The sequence below is a fragment of the Aeromonas sp. PS2Canimalfood6 genome (assembly GCF_048276795.1).
Lineage (GTDB): Bacteria > Pseudomonadota > Gammaproteobacteria > Enterobacterales > Aeromonadaceae > Aeromonas > Aeromonas caviae.
The window spans coordinates 1-14,511 of the sequence record NZ_JBLUXC010000074.1; the positions used below are offsets into that span (position 1 = coordinate 1).

15 protein-coding genes and 1 pseudogene are annotated in these 14,511 nt (G+C 63.6%); 5 read left to right on the plus strand and 11 right to left on the minus strand.

The genetic code is table 11. From position 1 onward, the window contains the following. Nucleotides 1-122 precede the first annotated feature (122 nt). Together ACNPAA_RS19085 and ACNPAA_RS19090 are read left to right on the plus strand one after the other, a co-directional pair. Nucleotides 123-338, plus strand: a pseudogene (locus ACNPAA_RS19085) (nucleoside hydrolase); the annotation flags it as partial. 29 nt (nt 339-367) lie between these two features. Then, entirely contained in the window at nt 368-844 is a 477-nt protein-coding gene (locus tag ACNPAA_RS19090) for a hypothetical protein (RefSeq protein WP_029314217.1), read from the plus strand. Nucleotides 845-940: 96 nt separating this feature from the next. Here the strand turns inward: ACNPAA_RS19090 and ACNPAA_RS19095 are convergent, their stop codons facing one another. The 3 genes from ACNPAA_RS19095 to ACNPAA_RS19105 all read right to left on the minus strand — a co-directional run bounded on the left by ACNPAA_RS19095 (nt 941) and on the right by ACNPAA_RS19105 (nt 3,565). Continuing rightward, nucleotides 941-1,237 (minus strand): winged helix-turn-helix domain-containing protein, encoded by a 297-nt coding sequence (locus tag ACNPAA_RS19095; RefSeq protein ID WP_128313897.1) that lies wholly within the window; start codon nt 1,235-1,237, stop codon nt 941-943. Beyond that, nucleotides 1,234-1,764 (minus strand): DUF1523 family protein, encoded by a 531-nt coding sequence (locus tag ACNPAA_RS19100; protein ID WP_039039880.1) that lies wholly within the window; start codon nt 1,762-1,764, stop codon nt 1,234-1,236. Before ACNPAA_RS19100 ends, ACNPAA_RS19095 begins: the two co-directional genes overlap by 4 nt. Before the next feature lie 178 nt (nt 1,765-1,942). Further along, a complete protein-coding gene (locus ACNPAA_RS19105; protein ID WP_102948163.1) occupies nt 1,943-3,565 on the minus strand; it encodes a methyl-accepting chemotaxis protein in 1,623 nt (540 codons plus the stop codon). A gap of 164 nt (nt 3,566-3,729) precedes the next feature. Between ACNPAA_RS19105 and ACNPAA_RS19110 the strand changes: the two genes are divergently transcribed. Beyond that, a complete protein-coding gene (locus tag ACNPAA_RS19110; RefSeq protein WP_039039878.1) occupies nt 3,730-4,362 on the plus strand; it encodes a LysE family translocator in 633 nt (210 codons plus the stop codon). Between the two features lie 142 nt (nt 4,363-4,504). Here ACNPAA_RS19110 and ACNPAA_RS19115 read toward each other — a convergent pair whose 3' ends face one another. The 7 genes from ACNPAA_RS19115 to ACNPAA_RS19145 form a co-directional block, all read right to left on the minus strand. Continuing rightward, nucleotides 4,505-5,608: a beta-N-acetylglucosaminidase domain-containing protein gene (locus ACNPAA_RS19115; RefSeq protein WP_102948164.1), complete on the minus strand. Its 1,104-nt coding sequence runs from the start codon at nt 5,606-5,608 to the stop codon at nt 4,505-4,507. Between the two features lie 45 nt (nt 5,609-5,653). Beyond that, the gene (locus ACNPAA_RS19120; protein ID WP_010674047.1) at nt 5,654-7,381 is read right to left on the minus strand and encodes a potassium/proton antiporter; all 1,728 of its coding nucleotides are present in this window, start codon (nt 7,379-7,381) and stop codon (nt 5,654-5,656) included. A gap of 268 nt (nt 7,382-7,649) precedes the next feature. After that, entirely contained in the window at nt 7,650-7,796 is a 147-nt protein-coding gene (locus tag ACNPAA_RS19125) for a hypothetical protein (RefSeq protein ID WP_010674048.1), read from the minus strand. Further along, nucleotides 7,796-8,482 (minus strand): M15 family metallopeptidase, encoded by a 687-nt coding sequence (locus ACNPAA_RS19130; protein ID WP_029314223.1) that lies wholly within the window; start codon nt 8,480-8,482, stop codon nt 7,796-7,798. Before ACNPAA_RS19130 ends, ACNPAA_RS19125 begins: the two co-directional genes overlap by 1 nt. A gap of 29 nt (nt 8,483-8,511) precedes the next feature. Beyond that, nucleotides 8,512-9,639, minus strand: a complete 1,128-nt coding sequence (gene dapE / locus ACNPAA_RS19135) for a succinyl-diaminopimelate desuccinylase (RefSeq protein WP_039039875.1) — start codon at nt 9,637-9,639, stop codon at nt 8,512-8,514. 22 nt (nt 9,640-9,661) lie between these two features. After that, nucleotides 9,662-10,012 (minus strand): ArsC family reductase, encoded by a 351-nt coding sequence (locus tag ACNPAA_RS19140; RefSeq protein ID WP_069652812.1) that lies wholly within the window; start codon nt 10,010-10,012, stop codon nt 9,662-9,664. A gap of 374 nt (nt 10,013-10,386) precedes the next feature. Further along, a complete protein-coding gene (locus ACNPAA_RS19145; protein ID WP_010674057.1) occupies nt 10,387-10,701 on the minus strand; it encodes a hypothetical protein in 315 nt (104 codons plus the stop codon). Nucleotides 10,702-10,986: 285 nt separating this feature from the next. On the opposite strand from ACNPAA_RS19145, the gene dcuC reads away from it, so the two are divergent. Continuing rightward, a complete protein-coding gene (gene dcuC / locus ACNPAA_RS19150) occupies nt 10,987-12,363 on the plus strand; it encodes a C4-dicarboxylate transporter DcuC (RefSeq protein WP_161469803.1) in 1,377 nt (458 codons plus the stop codon). 137 nt (nt 12,364-12,500) lie between these two features. Beyond that, entirely contained in the window at nt 12,501-13,640 is a 1,140-nt protein-coding gene (locus tag ACNPAA_RS19155; protein WP_417891952.1) for a M20 family metallopeptidase, read from the plus strand. A gap of 70 nt (nt 13,641-13,710) precedes the next feature. On the opposite strand, the gene ACNPAA_RS19160 is transcribed toward ACNPAA_RS19155, so the two are convergent. Next, the gene (locus ACNPAA_RS19160) at nt 13,711-14,367 is read right to left on the minus strand and encodes an adenine nucleotide alpha hydrolase (RefSeq protein WP_257710224.1); all 657 of its coding nucleotides are present in this window, start codon (nt 14,365-14,367) and stop codon (nt 13,711-13,713) included. Between the last annotated feature and the right edge of the window lie 144 nt (nt 14,368-14,511).

Here is a 14,511-nt window from a genome sequence, read left to right on the forward strand (position 1 = left end):
GTTGCATTGATAATAGTCATGGCTTCGGGCGTGTCGGTTTTTTTTTGCGATTAAATCAGATCACAAACGAAGCCTTTTTTCTATCTATTTCAATTGGTTGTAGCTAAAGATCCTGTACATGTGACCCCTGTACCATCGCCTGGCTGCTGGCGCCCTCCCTGTTTCACGGGGTGGAGTGCCGGGTCGATATCGAAACCGGCGGAACCCATACCCTGGGCATGACGGTGGTGGATCGCTACGACCTGACCGGCAAACCGGCCAATGCCCTGGTGCTGCTGGGGCTCGACAGGGTCGGTTTCATCGAGTTGCTGGTGCAGCGACTGCGCTCATTTGGTTGACATCCTGGACATCGGATAAGGGGTTGGGAATGTGGAAAGGGACGTTGGCGCTGCTGACATGCATGCAACTGACGGGTTGTGCGACCCCGTTCGAGAAGATGTGGCAGGGGCTGGCGACCTGCGAGCTGGACACCCTTCATCTCGACATCGAGACCGGGCGCCCGGCCAATCCGCAGCTCGCCATGTATACCCCTGACAAGGTGAGCGAGGGCTTTGCCTGGTACAAGGTCCATCAGGAGCTGCACGGCCTGCCCATCGTCGGTTTCCTGGTGCCGGCCTCCACCTTCGAGGTACATGCCCTCTTCGTGGATACCCCCATCGCCAATGCCCGCAGGCTGACACATAACGCCTATGGCAGCGAATTTTCCGACGAGAGGCTGCATGACGAGGGGATGGCCCCCCTGTTGCTGCGCGACCCCAACAATCCCAAGCGCTCCATCATCGACTGCACCCGGGGTGAGTCGGCGGAGCCGCTGCCGGAAGAGTCTTTCGGCGAAGGGGAGTGAGTCCGGGGGAGGGCAACGGGATATCAGGCCAGACAAGAAAGGGGCCAGCCGCAAGGCTGGCCCCTTCTCTATGGGAGCTGACCCGGGTCCGGGGTGTCAGGGATACCCCAGGGTCTGCCTGATAGCGGGAAGCTGCGCGGCAATCCAGGCCGGATTGATGGGCCCCCAGTCACTGATGCGGTAGTGCCCCTGCAGATGGCGAGCCCCCTCGGTCTGCTCGAAGGCGCACTGGATGTCGAGCTCAGCCAGGGCGCTGAGGGTGTCCTGGGCGGTGCGGCGCGGCATGCCGGTCGCCTCCATGATGGCGGGCACGGTGTCCGTGCCCTGACTGATGAGGTGAGCCACGTAGAGCCGGCGATAGAAGCTGGTGCGGGTCTTACTCGGCTCGCTCATATCTCGTCCTCGAGGCGATCGAAGTAGCGCCAGGTGGCGATGGCCGCCTTGCCCATCACCAGGGCCCAGACACCGAACCAGAACCAGCGGAAGAAGCTCCAGGTGGAGGCATCGGGCTCGGTGCTCGCGATCTTGGTGACGTTGGGGAACATGGAGAACATGTTCACGCGCCAGCCGTAGGAGGTGATGATGGCCAGGCGTTTTTCGAACTCCATGGACTTGGCCTTGGCCTGGACGTCGGCGGCGTTGAACTTGAAGTAGAAGGGCCAGCCCCATTCGGTGTCTTCATTGCGAAACACCCGGATCTTCTCGCCGGGGCGCTCGGTGTAGATGTAATAGACGTCGGTGGTGGGGCCGTCAGCCGGGTTCTTCTGGCTGATGGGGCCATCCTTGTCGGTGCGCTTCACCTCCACCCCGGTGATGGTGGCGATGGTGTGTTCCGGCAGATAGAAATCGAGCCAGAGTGCGGAGAGCAGGGCGATGAGGCCGAGCGTGATAAAAGCGGGTTTCTTGAACTTCAGGCTCATGATGATCTCTCGATGAGGGGGAGTGACGTGCCTCTACCATACCCACATTTGCGAATGCAGCCCAGCCCCCAATGACACCTTGATGGCAAAAACCCGTTTTAAACAGGAGGCGTGAAGGGGGAGGGGCAAGTGCGGGGCCAGCGCCGGGCCCCGCGGTATCGAAGAGACCCTCTCGGGATCAGAGCTGGAACTGGGCGAGCTGCCTGCGCTGCTGCTCGGCGAGCTGTGACAGTTCGTGACTGGCGGCGGCACTCTGGCTGATGCCGGCGGCGTTCTGGTTCACGATCTCGTGGATGTTGGTGAGGTTGCGGCTGATGTCGGCGGTGACGCAGGATTGTTGTTCTGCCGCGGTCGCCACCTGGGCGTTGGCACCGTTGATCTGGTTGACCGCGTCCGTGATGCCCCCCAGCAAGGCCTGTACCTCGGCGGAGAGCTGCTGGTTGTGGCCGAGGATCTCCAGGGTCTGCTGCACGCCGCTGTTGGCGGAGAGGGACTGGCTCTGCAACTGTTCGATGATGGCCTGGATCTCCTTGGTGGAGTCCTGGGTACGGGCGGCCAGCAGGCGCACTTCGTCGGCCACCACCGCAAAGCCGCGGCCGCTTTCACCGGCGCGGGCCGCCTCGATGGCGGCGTTGAGGGCCAGCAGGTTGGTCTGCTCCGAAATGCTCTGAATGACTTCGATCACCTTGCCGATCTGCTCGGACTGGGACTTGAGCTTGGCCACCACAGTCGCGGCGTTCTCCAGACTGCCCGCCATGCGGCCGTTGGCCTCGATGCTTTCGGCAAACAGGGCCAGCCCCTGCTCGACCCGACTGTTGGCATCCCGGGCCAGCTCGTCGGCCAGGGCGGCGTTGTGGTTGACGTTGTCGGCGGTGCTGGCCAGCTCGGTGACGGCGGAGGCCACCTGTTCGGTCTCACCGCGCTGCTGCTGGGCGTTGACCTCTGCCTGGGTCATCACAGCGGCAAGCTCGGTGGCGGCGGAGGCCACATTGCCACTGATGCCGGTCAGGGTCTGGATGGTGTTGGCAAGCTGGCTCAGGGTCCGGTTGATATCCCTGGCGAGCTGGCCCAGCTCGTTGTTGCCTTCGGCATTGGCACGCACGTTGAAGCGGCCGAGGGCGACGGCGTGCATCACCTCCTGCAACTGGCCGATGGGCTGCACGATGCGCCCGGAGATCCACCAGCCACCCAGCAGGGCCGCTATCAGGGTGCCCCCCATCAACAGCAGGGTGCGCAGCAGGGTCGCGCGGTAGTGGGCCTGCTCCTCGGCAATCTCAGTCTGGGTCAGCTGATTGATGTGGATGGACATGGCATCGATCTGCTTGATGAGCGCCTCCCCCAGATCGCGAAAGTGCAGGCGGGCCTGCTCATAGGCGGCGGGATCGCCACTGCCTTGGTACTTGGCGGTCAGCAGGGGCAGCATGCTGCTGCGGGTATGGCCGAGGTAGGCCAGCAGGGCGGCCGCGACCTGACGGTTGTCCTGCTCGGCACCGGTGACAACCAGTCTGGTCAGGATGGCGCCAATCTCCTGCTCGGCGGCGGAGAGCTGGGCCGGCAACTGGGCGAAGAGGGCCTCATCGTACAGGCCGTAGATGGCGTTGGTGCGCAGCCGGTAGGTGGCGTGGATCAGGGCCGCAATGTCGTCCTTGTGGCGGGTGACGCTGGCGGTGGTTTCATTCATGTCCTGAATGGCACCGTCGATTTCCTGTTTGCTGATCACGGCCATCAGCAGCATCAACAGGCTGGCGAGCAGGAGAGGGATAAGCACTTGAAGACGAATGGACAGATTATTCAATGACATGAAAGATCCTAACCCGAAAGAGGAGTGAGGCGGCATCTTACACAGGCGCGACAATCCTTGTCACAGGGTTTTTAATGCTGAATTCTTGCTGAATGAAAAGGTTTTTCTTGTGTTAAAAGAGTGTGATAGGCAAGATCGTCTGCTTGTTACCCTGGAGGTGTAGTGTGTCCGACTGGATTGATCCCGCCATCTTGGCGCTCTTTATTCCCACGTTCTTTTTTGTCTCAGTAACCCCCGGTATGTGCATGACCCTGGCGATGACCCTGGGCATGAGTCTGGGGGTGCGCCGTACCCTGCACATGATGTGGGGGGAGCTTGTCGGCGTCGGCCTGGTCTCCGTGTTGTCGGTGGTCGGGGTCGCGGCAGTCATGCTCAACTACCCGGCCCTGTTCTCTGCATTCAAATATGTAGGTGGCGCCTACCTGGTCTGGCTTGGCATCCAGATGTGGCAGGCCAAGGGCAAGATGGCCATCCCGGCGGATCTCTCGGCGGGTCAGCAGACCAGCCCCATGGGACTGGCCGTGCAGGGTTTCGTGACCGCCATCGCCAACCCCAAGGGGTGGGCCTTCATGGTCTCCCTGCTGCCCCCCTTCATCAATGCGGCCAAGCCGATGGCACCCCAGATAGGGGCCCTGGTCGCGCTCATCCTGGTCATCGAGTTCTCCTGCCTGATGCTCTATGCCAGCGGTGGCCGCACCTTGCGCCATTTCCTCGCCAAGAGCGGCAATGTCACTCTGATGAACCGGATCGCGGGCTCTCTCATGCTGTTTGTCGGGGTCTGGCTGGCCTTCGGTTAAACACCCGCTCAATCTGCCGCCCTATGTGACGCCATGGGGCACCTGAAGAGAGATGATGCAAAAAGGCCACCTCCCTGCCCGGGAGGTGGCCTTTTACATGGGCCCGTTTTTTTATGAACCCACTTTTCATGGACTCATGAGGTCAGTCGGTCAGGCAGTCCGGATCGAACACGTACTCCCCGGCCAGCCAGCGCAGGATCTCGTTCACGCAGGCCTGATCCTGGAACGGCAGGTAGCGGCTCTTGAGATGGATGACCTGCTCGGGGGTGAGCTGGGCCAGACCGATGTCCTGGAAGAGCGGCAGGTCTGCCTGGATCATGGCGGAGATCTGCGGCCCGCAGGTGGCGTTGAGGGAGGCGTGCAGCGCCTTGTCAGGATCGTACTGCTTGCCGAGCTTGTAGCTCATGGGCAGGGTGGCGAGCGGCAGGGCCGAGAGGGCCGCCTGCTTCATGGGATTGACCGCATGGCCGCTCACGAGATCCGCCAGCTCTGCCGGACGGTTTTCGAAGGCGCGCAGGTGCAGGAAGCTGCTCGCCTTGCTGCCGTCATTGACCGGATAGTTGTCCCACAGGAAGGGCTTGCGATGGAGCCAGTCGGCGGCCTGTTTGAGGTGGGCAGCCGGATACTCGGTGGAGCAGACTTTGGGGCCGGTCCAGAAGACATCGATGCGCTTGTCGAGCCCCTGACCCAGATCCTGCAGATAGTGGGGGGGCATGGCACCAAACACCTTCTCCAGCACCGGATCCGTGCTGTAGTAGCTGGGGCAGAACAGCAGGCGGCCTGCGTCGGTGTGGGCCGCGATGTCGTGGGCGATGGTGAGCTGCCAGTGGGCGAGATCAGGGGTGTCCCCCTTCATGTCGTCAAACAGGATCGCCAGGATATCGGGCTTGAGCGCCTCCTCGATGAGCCTCACCTTCTCCAGCAGGGCGGGTCGCTGGCGGGCATAGTCGTGATGGGCCCCCATGGGGCTCAGGCCCACCCCGAAGGCCAGACCGTTCTCCCGGCACTGGCGGGCGAGCTGGCACAGGGCTTCAAGCTGGTCGGCGGGCCAGGGGGTGGCCCAGTGCTTGCGCAGGTAGCCGTCTTCCTTGGGGGCGTAGAGGTAGAAGCCATAGCCGTGGCGGGGCAGCCACTGGGCGTAGCGGGCACGGGCTTCCCAGCTCCAGCCCTTGCCAAAGAAACCCTCGATGAGGCCCAGCTTGGGCGAGGGAGGATACAGACCGGACAACAGGGTTTGATAAGGCATGGTTCACTCCCTTCTCACACAAATGCGGGCTACGATGGCCGGCGCCTAGACGGGGTCTTCTTCCAGGAAGCGCACCCCTATCTTGCGGGGTTCACCCTCTTCCATTTCCGCCACCGTCCAGAGCAGTCCCTGCCAGGCGACATGGTCACCGACCACCAGATTATCGCCCAACTGGTGGGCAATAAAATCGCCGAGGCTCTGATCCGCCACCTCGCTCACATCCAGCCCGTAGAGCGGGGCGAGATCCACCAGCCTGGCGTTGGCCTCCAGCAAGAAGTCACCGAAGAAGCGCGGGCCCAGATCCTGCTCCGGCGCCTGGCTGAAGAGCTGACCGAGGGCGGGCAGGTCGTGCTCGTGGCCGATGACGCAGAGGATGTCATCGGATTGCAGGCAGGTACTGCCCGAGGGGTGGAGCAGCTCCTGGCCGCGGAACAGGGCGCAGATGCGGGTGCCCTGGGGCATGCGCAGCTCTCGCAAGGGGGAGCCGATGCACCACTTCTCGGCGCTCAGGCGATAGACGAAGGTCTCCCACTGGCTGTCGAGATCGATTTCCAGCCCAGAGCGGTTGATGGGAGAGGGCGGTGCGGGCACCTCCACTCGCGCCAGCTTTGATGCCAGCGGCAGCGAGCTGCCCTGCAGGATGAGCGAAACCAGCACCACGAAGAAGGCGACATTGAAGTAGAGCTGGGCATTGGGCAGCCCCGCCATCATGGGGAAGACCGCCAGGATGATGGGCACGGCGCCGCGCAGCCCCACCCAGGAGATGAACCAGCGCTCGCGGGGCGCGAAGTTCTTGAACGGCAGCAGTCCAATCCAGACCGACACCGGACGGGCAAACAGGATCATCCACATGGCCAGGGCCAGCGCCGGCAGGGCGATGGGCAGCAGCTTGTGGGGAGAGGCGAGCAGCCCCAGCACCAGGAACATGCCGATCTGGCTGAGCCAGGTCAGGCCGTCCAGCACGGAGAGGGTGGTGCTGCGGCTGCGCAGGGAGAGGTTGCCAAGCAGCAGGCCGGTGAGGTAGATGGCGAGGATGCCGCTGCCCCCCACCGCCGTGGTGAGGGCGAAGATGAGCAGGCCGCCGCTCACGGTGAGCAGGGGATAGAGACCGGGGGCGAGCTTGGCACTGTTGATGAGCTTCCACAGCAGCCAGCCCCCCGCAAGGCCGATGCCAGCGCCCAGACCAAACTGCTTGACGAGTTGCAGCAGCAGGAAGCCGGCATCCAGCCCCTGCTGGGCGGTGGCCAGCACCTCGATCAGGGTGACGGTGAGAAAGACCGCCATGGGATCGTTGCTGCCCGATTCTATCTCCAGGGTGGCGCTGACCCGCTCGTTGAGGCTGCGCCCGCCGAGCAGGGAGAATACCGCCGCCGCATCGGTGGAGCCGACGATGGCACCGATGAGCATCCCCTGCATCAGGTTGAGGTCGAACAGCCAGGCGGCGGCGAGGCCCGTGAGGCCGGTGGTGATGGCCACCCCGACCGTGGCCAGCGAGAGCGCGGGCCAGAGCGCGACCCGAAAGGAGGAGACCCGGGTGCGCATGCCGCCGTCCAGCAGAATGATGGCCAGTGCCAGGTTGCCCACCAGGTAGGCGACCGAGTAGTCGGCGAAGTGGATGCCGCCGGGACCATCCTCACCCGCCAGCATGCCGACGGCGAGGAAGATGACCAGGATGGGGATGCCGACTCTGGAGGAGAGTGCGCTCAACAGGACACTGGCACCCACCAACAGGGCACCGATGAAGAAGAAACTGTTGACGGTGGTGGCATCCAATGGCGAACTCCTTATGGCGGGCTGCAAAACAGGCACATTATATGCAGATTGCCCCCCTTTGTGTGGCTTAATTGTGCATTGTTTTGCAGTTTTTTACGTTTGTTGCGCGGTTTTCAAGCAGGGCGAGGGTGGAGTACCCGCGCGGGAAAGCGCTGGGAAAGGGGTTCAATCGAGGGAGCTTTCAGGGCCGGCTCAGGGGGCGGCAGAGGGCGAAAAAATGCCGTGGACGGGAAGGGTGCAGGAGCGCCGACGGGCTCCTGCGAGGGGGTCAGTCGTCCTCGTCGTCCTTGACCTCCCGGATCTTGTCCTTGTACTTGGGCAGCTGTTTCTCGAGCTGCTTCATGTCCTTGATGGCGTTGAGAAACAGGCCGAGCAGAAACAGCAGCGGCAAGCCTATCCATAACCACAAGCTCATCAGAATCTCCTTTCGTGGTGTGCCGGGGTGACATAGCGGGCCAGGATCTCGTCGAGATGAGCCAGGATGCACTCCTTGCCTTCAATATCCGCTCGTTCCAGACAAAGCGCCAGCGCCGCCGGATCCAGGGCCAGCCCGTCGGATTCGGGCGCGAAGCTCAGGTGCCAGGGCTCGTAGGCCACCCCCTGATCCGGTTGCTCCCCTTTTGCATAGGGCAGGAAGAAGCCGAAGTCGTTCATGTGATCGTCCAGCCATTCGCGCAAATCGGCAAACCAGCCGCCCGCCTCGTACTCCCAGGGTTCCAGCGCGAGCCGGGTGCCGGCGGGCAGGCAGTCCGGATCGTAGATGTCGAGATCCGTGCCCCAGTGATGGCGGCTGGTGCCGGGCAGGGCGCTCCAGTGCAGGATGGCGTGCAGTCGCTCGGTCTCGCCCAGTTGCAGGGCATCGAGGGGCTGGTTGTGCGCATCCAGCAGAGGGCGCTCCCCGCGCCATTTGCCGTTCCAGATGGCGAGCTGGCGCTCGAAGCCGCGCCAGCTGGAGGCCGCCTGCAGGTTGAAACCGGCATGGGCGGCAGCCACCTGCATGTCGTTGAAGGCCGCCGCAGTGGCGGCGGTCAGACGATGGGGGCCGCGCCCTACCAGGATGAGGTGGCTCTCATCCAGCCCAAGCAGTTGATCCTGATTCATGGTCTGGTCTCTCTTGTCCGGAGCACCGCTCATGCCAGCAGTCGTGCCAGCACCCCTTGGTACATGTCCGCCAGCAGATCCAGATCGTCCGCCTTCACGCACTCGTTCACCTTGTGGATGGTGGCGTTGACCGGGCCGAGCTCGATGACTTCCGCCCCGGTGGGAGCAATGAAGCGCCCATCGGACGTGCCCCCCGTGGTGAGCAGGGCCGGCTGCTGGCCGTTCACTGCCGCCACGGCGGCGACGGTGGCTTCCAGCAGGGCGCCGGTGTCCGTCAGGAAGGGTTGGCCGGAGAGGGTCCACTTCAGCTCGAAGTCCAGGCCGTGACGGGTCAGCAGCGCCTCGACCCGCTCGCGGATAGCCGCATCGGTGAGCTCGGTGCTGAAGCGGAAGTTGAACTGGACCTGCAACTCCCCCGGAATGACGTTGGAGGCGCCGGTGCCGCCCTGGATGTTGGCGATCTGGAAGCTGGTGGGGGGGAAGTAGGCGTTGCCCTTGTCCCACTCGATGGCGGCGAGCTCCGCCAGCGCCGGGGCTGCCTTGTGGATGGGGTTGTCCGCCAGATGGGGGTAGGCGACGTGGCCCTGCACCCCGCGCACCAGCAGATCGCCGGTGATGGAGCCGCGACGACCGTTCTTCACCACGTCCCCGACCTGGGCGGTGGAGGAGGGCTCGCCGACGATGCACCAGCGGATCTTCTCGTTGCGTGCCTCCAGGGTGTCGATGACGCGTACCGTGCCGTTGATGAAGGGCCCCTCTTCATCCGAGGTGATGAGAAACGCGATGGAGCCCTTGTGGTCCGGGTGCTCGGCCACGAAGCGCTCGGTCGCCACCACCATGGCGGCCAGAGACCCCTTCATGTCGGCGGCGCCCCGGCCATGGAGCATGCCGTCCTTGATGGTTGGCTCGAATGGCGGGGTGTCCCACTTCTCCAGGGGGCCGGCGGGTACCACGTCGGTGTGGCCGGCGAAGCAGAAGAGGGGACCCTCGCTGCCACGGCGTGCCCAGAGGTTGGTGGTGTCCTCAAAGACCATGGGTTCGATGACGAACCCCAGGCGTGCGAGGCGCTCCGCCATCAGGGTCTGGCACCCTTCATCCAGGGGGGTCACGGAGGGGCGGCTGATCAGATCCTTGGCCAGTGTGATGACGTCCGACATCGGTGTTCCTTAACAGAAAAAGTTAACGGGAGAAGAGGGATTGATAGAGGTCTGCCTTGAAGCCCAGGGTCAGGGTGCCGTCCTGGTCCAGCAGCGGGCGCTTGATCATGGCCGGGTGGGCCAGCAGCAGGTCACGGACCTTGGCGGTGTCGAGCCCCTGTTTTTCTGCTTCCGGCAGGGCGCGGAAGGTGGTGCCACGGGTGTTGAGCAGGGCTTCCCAGCCCAGCTTGGCGAGCCAGAGATCGAGCTGCTCCGGGCTCAGGCCGTCGGCGCGGTGATCGTGAAAGCGGTAATCGATACCCGCCTCCTCCAGCCACTTGCGGGCCTTCTTGATGGTGTCGCAGTTCTTGATGCCATAGAGGGTGGTGGCCATGGGGGATCCTTTGTCTGCGGGCCGGCGGCCCTGAAATCGTGCAAGGGCCCGATTCTGGCATTGTGGTCTCCCCATGGCAACGCTCATGGCCGGATGGGCTGGTTTTACCAGTCAGGCTGAGTGGAGAAGGGAGGGGGCCGCGCGCCAGCACACGCTGGTCTGGGACGGGATGCGCTGCGGTATCAAAGGGGGAGACCGGGGGCTGGAGGCCCTTATGCTGCACACCTAGCCGGATAGGATGACAGGGGGCAGGGCGCCTCACAGGGAAGCACACCTGGCCGGATGGGCCGCTGAGGCCGGGGAAGAGACGGCGGGGGCCAAAAACCAGAACGCGCCTGCTGGTCTGGGCGCGTTCCGGATTCAGGGGGCGGCACTCAGTGCAGGGTGGTCCACTCGTGATCGAAGACCCGTGCCCGCTCCCAGGGGGCATCCGGCAGGCTGGAGGAGAGGCCGGCGTATTTGCCCACGTCATCCATCACGATGGCGGAGAGAATGGGCAGGTGATTTTCGGTGCAATACATGCGGATGCGTTGCAGCAGGGTGCGCAGTTCATCCTGGCACTGCTCCAGCCCGGCCTGCCTGGCCAGTTTGGAGTAACGAATGGTGGTGCGTTCCTTTGCAGACTCGACGAGGATGTCCCACAGCTTGCAGTCGCAGGTCGGGGTGCCTGCGGTGGCTTGGTTTGTCATAACTCTCTCCGGTGCGAAATGGTCGCTCTGTGTCGACGGGCATCTTGGCCAGTTCACCCCGGCGGGATGTTGATCCAACGCAAACAAAGTGGCGGTTGTCGGTCAGGGATACCCTGGGGAGCATTCTAGATCCAGTTTCGTGATGTTAAATGTCGTTTTTGGTTTTATTTTCGGAATAAAAATCTACAATCGTTTGCTTTTTCCATCTTTATTGATGGTGATCAAGAGGAAAGGGGAGATCCCCCACTAGATTGCGCTTCTCGATAATCTTGTCAGGAGTGCACCTTGGAACTCGTCTTCGTCTTGCTCGTGCTGATCGCCGTGGTCTACGGCATCATCAAGGATTACAACCCGCAGGCGGTGCTGGCGCTGGCGGGCATGGCCCTCTTCACCGTCGCCTACTGGCTGGGATTGCACCCTATTCTGCCCGCCGACAAGAGCACCGGCTTCGCCCTGTTCGACCTGTTCGAGGTGTTCAAGGGGATCTTCTCCTACCGTGCGGCGGGCCTTGGCCTCACCATCATGGCGGTGGCGGGCTTTGCCACCTACATGTCCCATATCGGCGCCTCCCAGGCCCTGGTGCAGGTGGCGGTCAAACCGGTGGCGGGCATCCAGTCCAGCTACCTGATGCTGGCCATCTGCTACCTGGTGGCGGTCTTCGTCTCCCTGTTCGTCACCTCCGCCACCGGCCTTGGCCTGTTGTTGATGGTCACCATGTACCCGGTGATGCGCAACCTCGGCATCAGCCCGGCTTCCGCCTGCGGCGTCATCGCCACCTCCCAGGCGTTCGAAATCGGCCCGACCCAGACCAACGCCATCTTCTCCGCCGGTCAATCCGGCATGGATCCCACCAGCTACTTCGTCGACTACCAGATCTGGCTGGTGGTCCCCATGCTGCTGGTGACCATGGTGCTGCACTTCTTCTGGCAGCGGCACTGTGACCGCCAGGAGGGCTGGGATCCGGCCCTGCATCGCGGCGAACACGCCGAGCTTGACGAAAAAGGGGCGGACGAGGTGGCCGCGCCGACCTGGTACGGCCTGCTGCCCATCATCCCCTTCGTACTGATGATGACCTTCTCCAAGCTCCTGGTGACCAGCATCAGCGTCAGCGTGGAGGTGGCCATGCTGCTGTCGGTCTTTATCGGCATGCTGTGCGAGCTGCTGCGCACCCGCTCGGTGCGCACCGCCTTCGCGGGGCTGTCGAGCTTCCTCGACGGCATGGGCAAGGTGTTCGGCCCCGTGGTGGCGCTCATCGTCTGTGCCGAGCTCTTCGCCGAATCCCTCAAGGCCATCGGCGCCATCGACACCCTGCTCCATTCGGCCAGCAATGCCGGCATCGGCAGCGGCCTGATGACCCTGGTGATGGTGGGGCTCATCATGGTGGCGGCGGTCATCATGGGCTCGGGCAACGCGGCCTTCCTCAGTTTCTCCTCCCTGGCCCCCGCGGTGGCAGCCAAGTTTGGCGTGCCGGCGGTGACCATGCTGCTGCCGATGCAGCTCACCTCGAGCATCGGCCGCACCGTCTCCCCCATCGCGGCGGTGCTCATCGCCTGTGCGGGCATCGCCAAGGTCTCTCCCTTCGTGGTGGTCAAGCGCACCAGCGTGCCCATGGCGGGGGCCCTGGTGACGGCGCTGCTCCTCAACTATCTGCTGTTCATGTAAAGGCTCTGGTGTAGAGGCGGCGGCCAGTTGATCCACGCTGGCCGACCGCCGTTGACGAGGCGGCGCCGAGTGCCCGCCCACTCTTATCGTTGCAAAAACAGTCTGTCTTTTACGCAGATTGTTCCATGGAGAAGACAATGAACGATCTCAAGCGCCCGTTCTCCCTCGATACCTATCTGGCGGATCTCGCCCCGCTCATCAACCTCGACTGCGGCACCCGCACCCCGGCCGGGGTGGCCCGGGTCGCCGATATCATGACCGAGAAATATGAGGCCATCGGCTGGCAGGTGACCCGCCACCAGTTCGCCGCCGAGTGCGGCCCCTGCCTCGAGGCAACCAATGCCCCGGGGGCGGATCACTACGACGTCATGCTGGTGGGCCACATGGACACCGTCTTCCCCGAGGGGACGGCGGCCAAGCGACCGCTGAAAATCGAAGGCAATCAGGCCTTTGGCCCCGGCGTCTCGGACATGAAGAGCGGCCTGCTCTCTACCTGGTATGCCTTGAAAGAGCTGGACCCGGCCGTGCTGGCCAGGCTCAAGGTGCTGGTTTGCTGCAACTGCGACGAGGAGATTGGTTCCCCCTGGTCCAAAGAATGGCTGGTGAAAAAAGCCAAACAGAGCGGCTGCGTGCTGGTGGCCGAGGCGGCCCGCCCGAGCGGGGATCTCATCAGCGCCCGCAAGGGCAATGCCAAGTACCGCATCACCTTCCACGGCAAAGCCTCCCACGCAGGCTCGGCCCTGGCACAAGGGATCTCCGCCATCACGGAGCTGGCCCACTGGGTGCTCACCATCAACCAGCAGGTCAACATGGAAACCGGCACCACCATGAACGTGGGGGTGGTGCAGGGGGGGACCGGCGTCAACGTGGTGCCCGACTTTGCCGAGGCGATCGTGGATCTGCGCTTCTGGTGCAACGAAGAGGCACAGGCGGTGCACGACCGGCTCACCTTCATGGCCAACAACCCCTTCCTCGCCGGTTGCCGGGTCGAGGTGGCGCGCCAGAGCTTCAAGCCCGCGATGCGCCCGAGCGGCGACACCGAGGCCCTGATGGCGCTGGTGGAGGCGGCAGGCAGGGAGGAGGGCGTCCCCTTCACCTGGCTGGAGGCCGGTGGCGGCTCCGATGCCAATTTCACCGCCGCTGCGGGTGTGCCGTCGCTGGATGGCTTCGGCCCCATGGGGGGTGGCTTTCACTCGGAGGCGGAATTCCTGCTGCTGGACAGCATCGAGCCGCGCATCCGCCTGCTTAAGCGGGTGCTGGGCAAGCTGGCCAAATAGGTCAACGTTAAGGACAAGCAAAACGGGAGGCCAGTGCCTCCCGTTTTTTATGTGCCGCCCTCGTGAGACGTCATTCCTCGTCCTCTTGCAGATAGGCGAGGTGCTCCTGGCGCGCCACCTGCCAGTGGCCGAGCGTCAGCGGCGCCGCAAACCCGGGGCCGTCAGTCACCATGGTGTGGTACTCCCCCTGCTCGCCGCAGGCATCGAAGCCATCCCGATCCGCCAGTTGCTGCAGATCGCTGAGGGTGTCAGCATCGAGCCTGCGCCCCACCCACTCGGGGGCCAGTACCCGGGTATCGACGCAGGAGAGGTGGGCGACGATGCCGCGGGCCAGCATGTCCGCCAGCAACGCCTCGCGGGGTTGTTGCCAGAGCGGGGTGTGAACGGTGAGCCCCAGGGGGCGACAGCGCTCGCGGATCCAGTTCGGCGCGCCCCCCACGCTGTCGATATCGCCGGTGACCACTCCATCCAGGCGCCACTCCTCTTTCAATGCCGCCAGCGCCGTTTCATAACCGAGATCGAACGGCGCTTCGATGGTGAGCAGCAGATGGGGCAAACCGAGAGCCGCCGCCTGCCGACGCACCTGCGACAGGGGATGGGCCAGAAAGCGGGGTTCGGGCGGGGCAAAGGTGGCCAGTGCCACCACCTGATGACCCGCTGCGCGGGCATGGCAGAGGGCCTGCATGGCATCCTTGCCGCCGCTCCAGAGCAGGATGACGCGAGACATGGGGGAGATTCCGCAAAGAAAAGAGGTTCTTCGCGGGATCTTGGGGAAGTGGAAGTTGACAGACAGGGTGCTGGTAAACTGGCTGTCTCCAAACACACCACCACCATCACCCTGCTGTCGCCGTGCATCATATTGATATTGCCT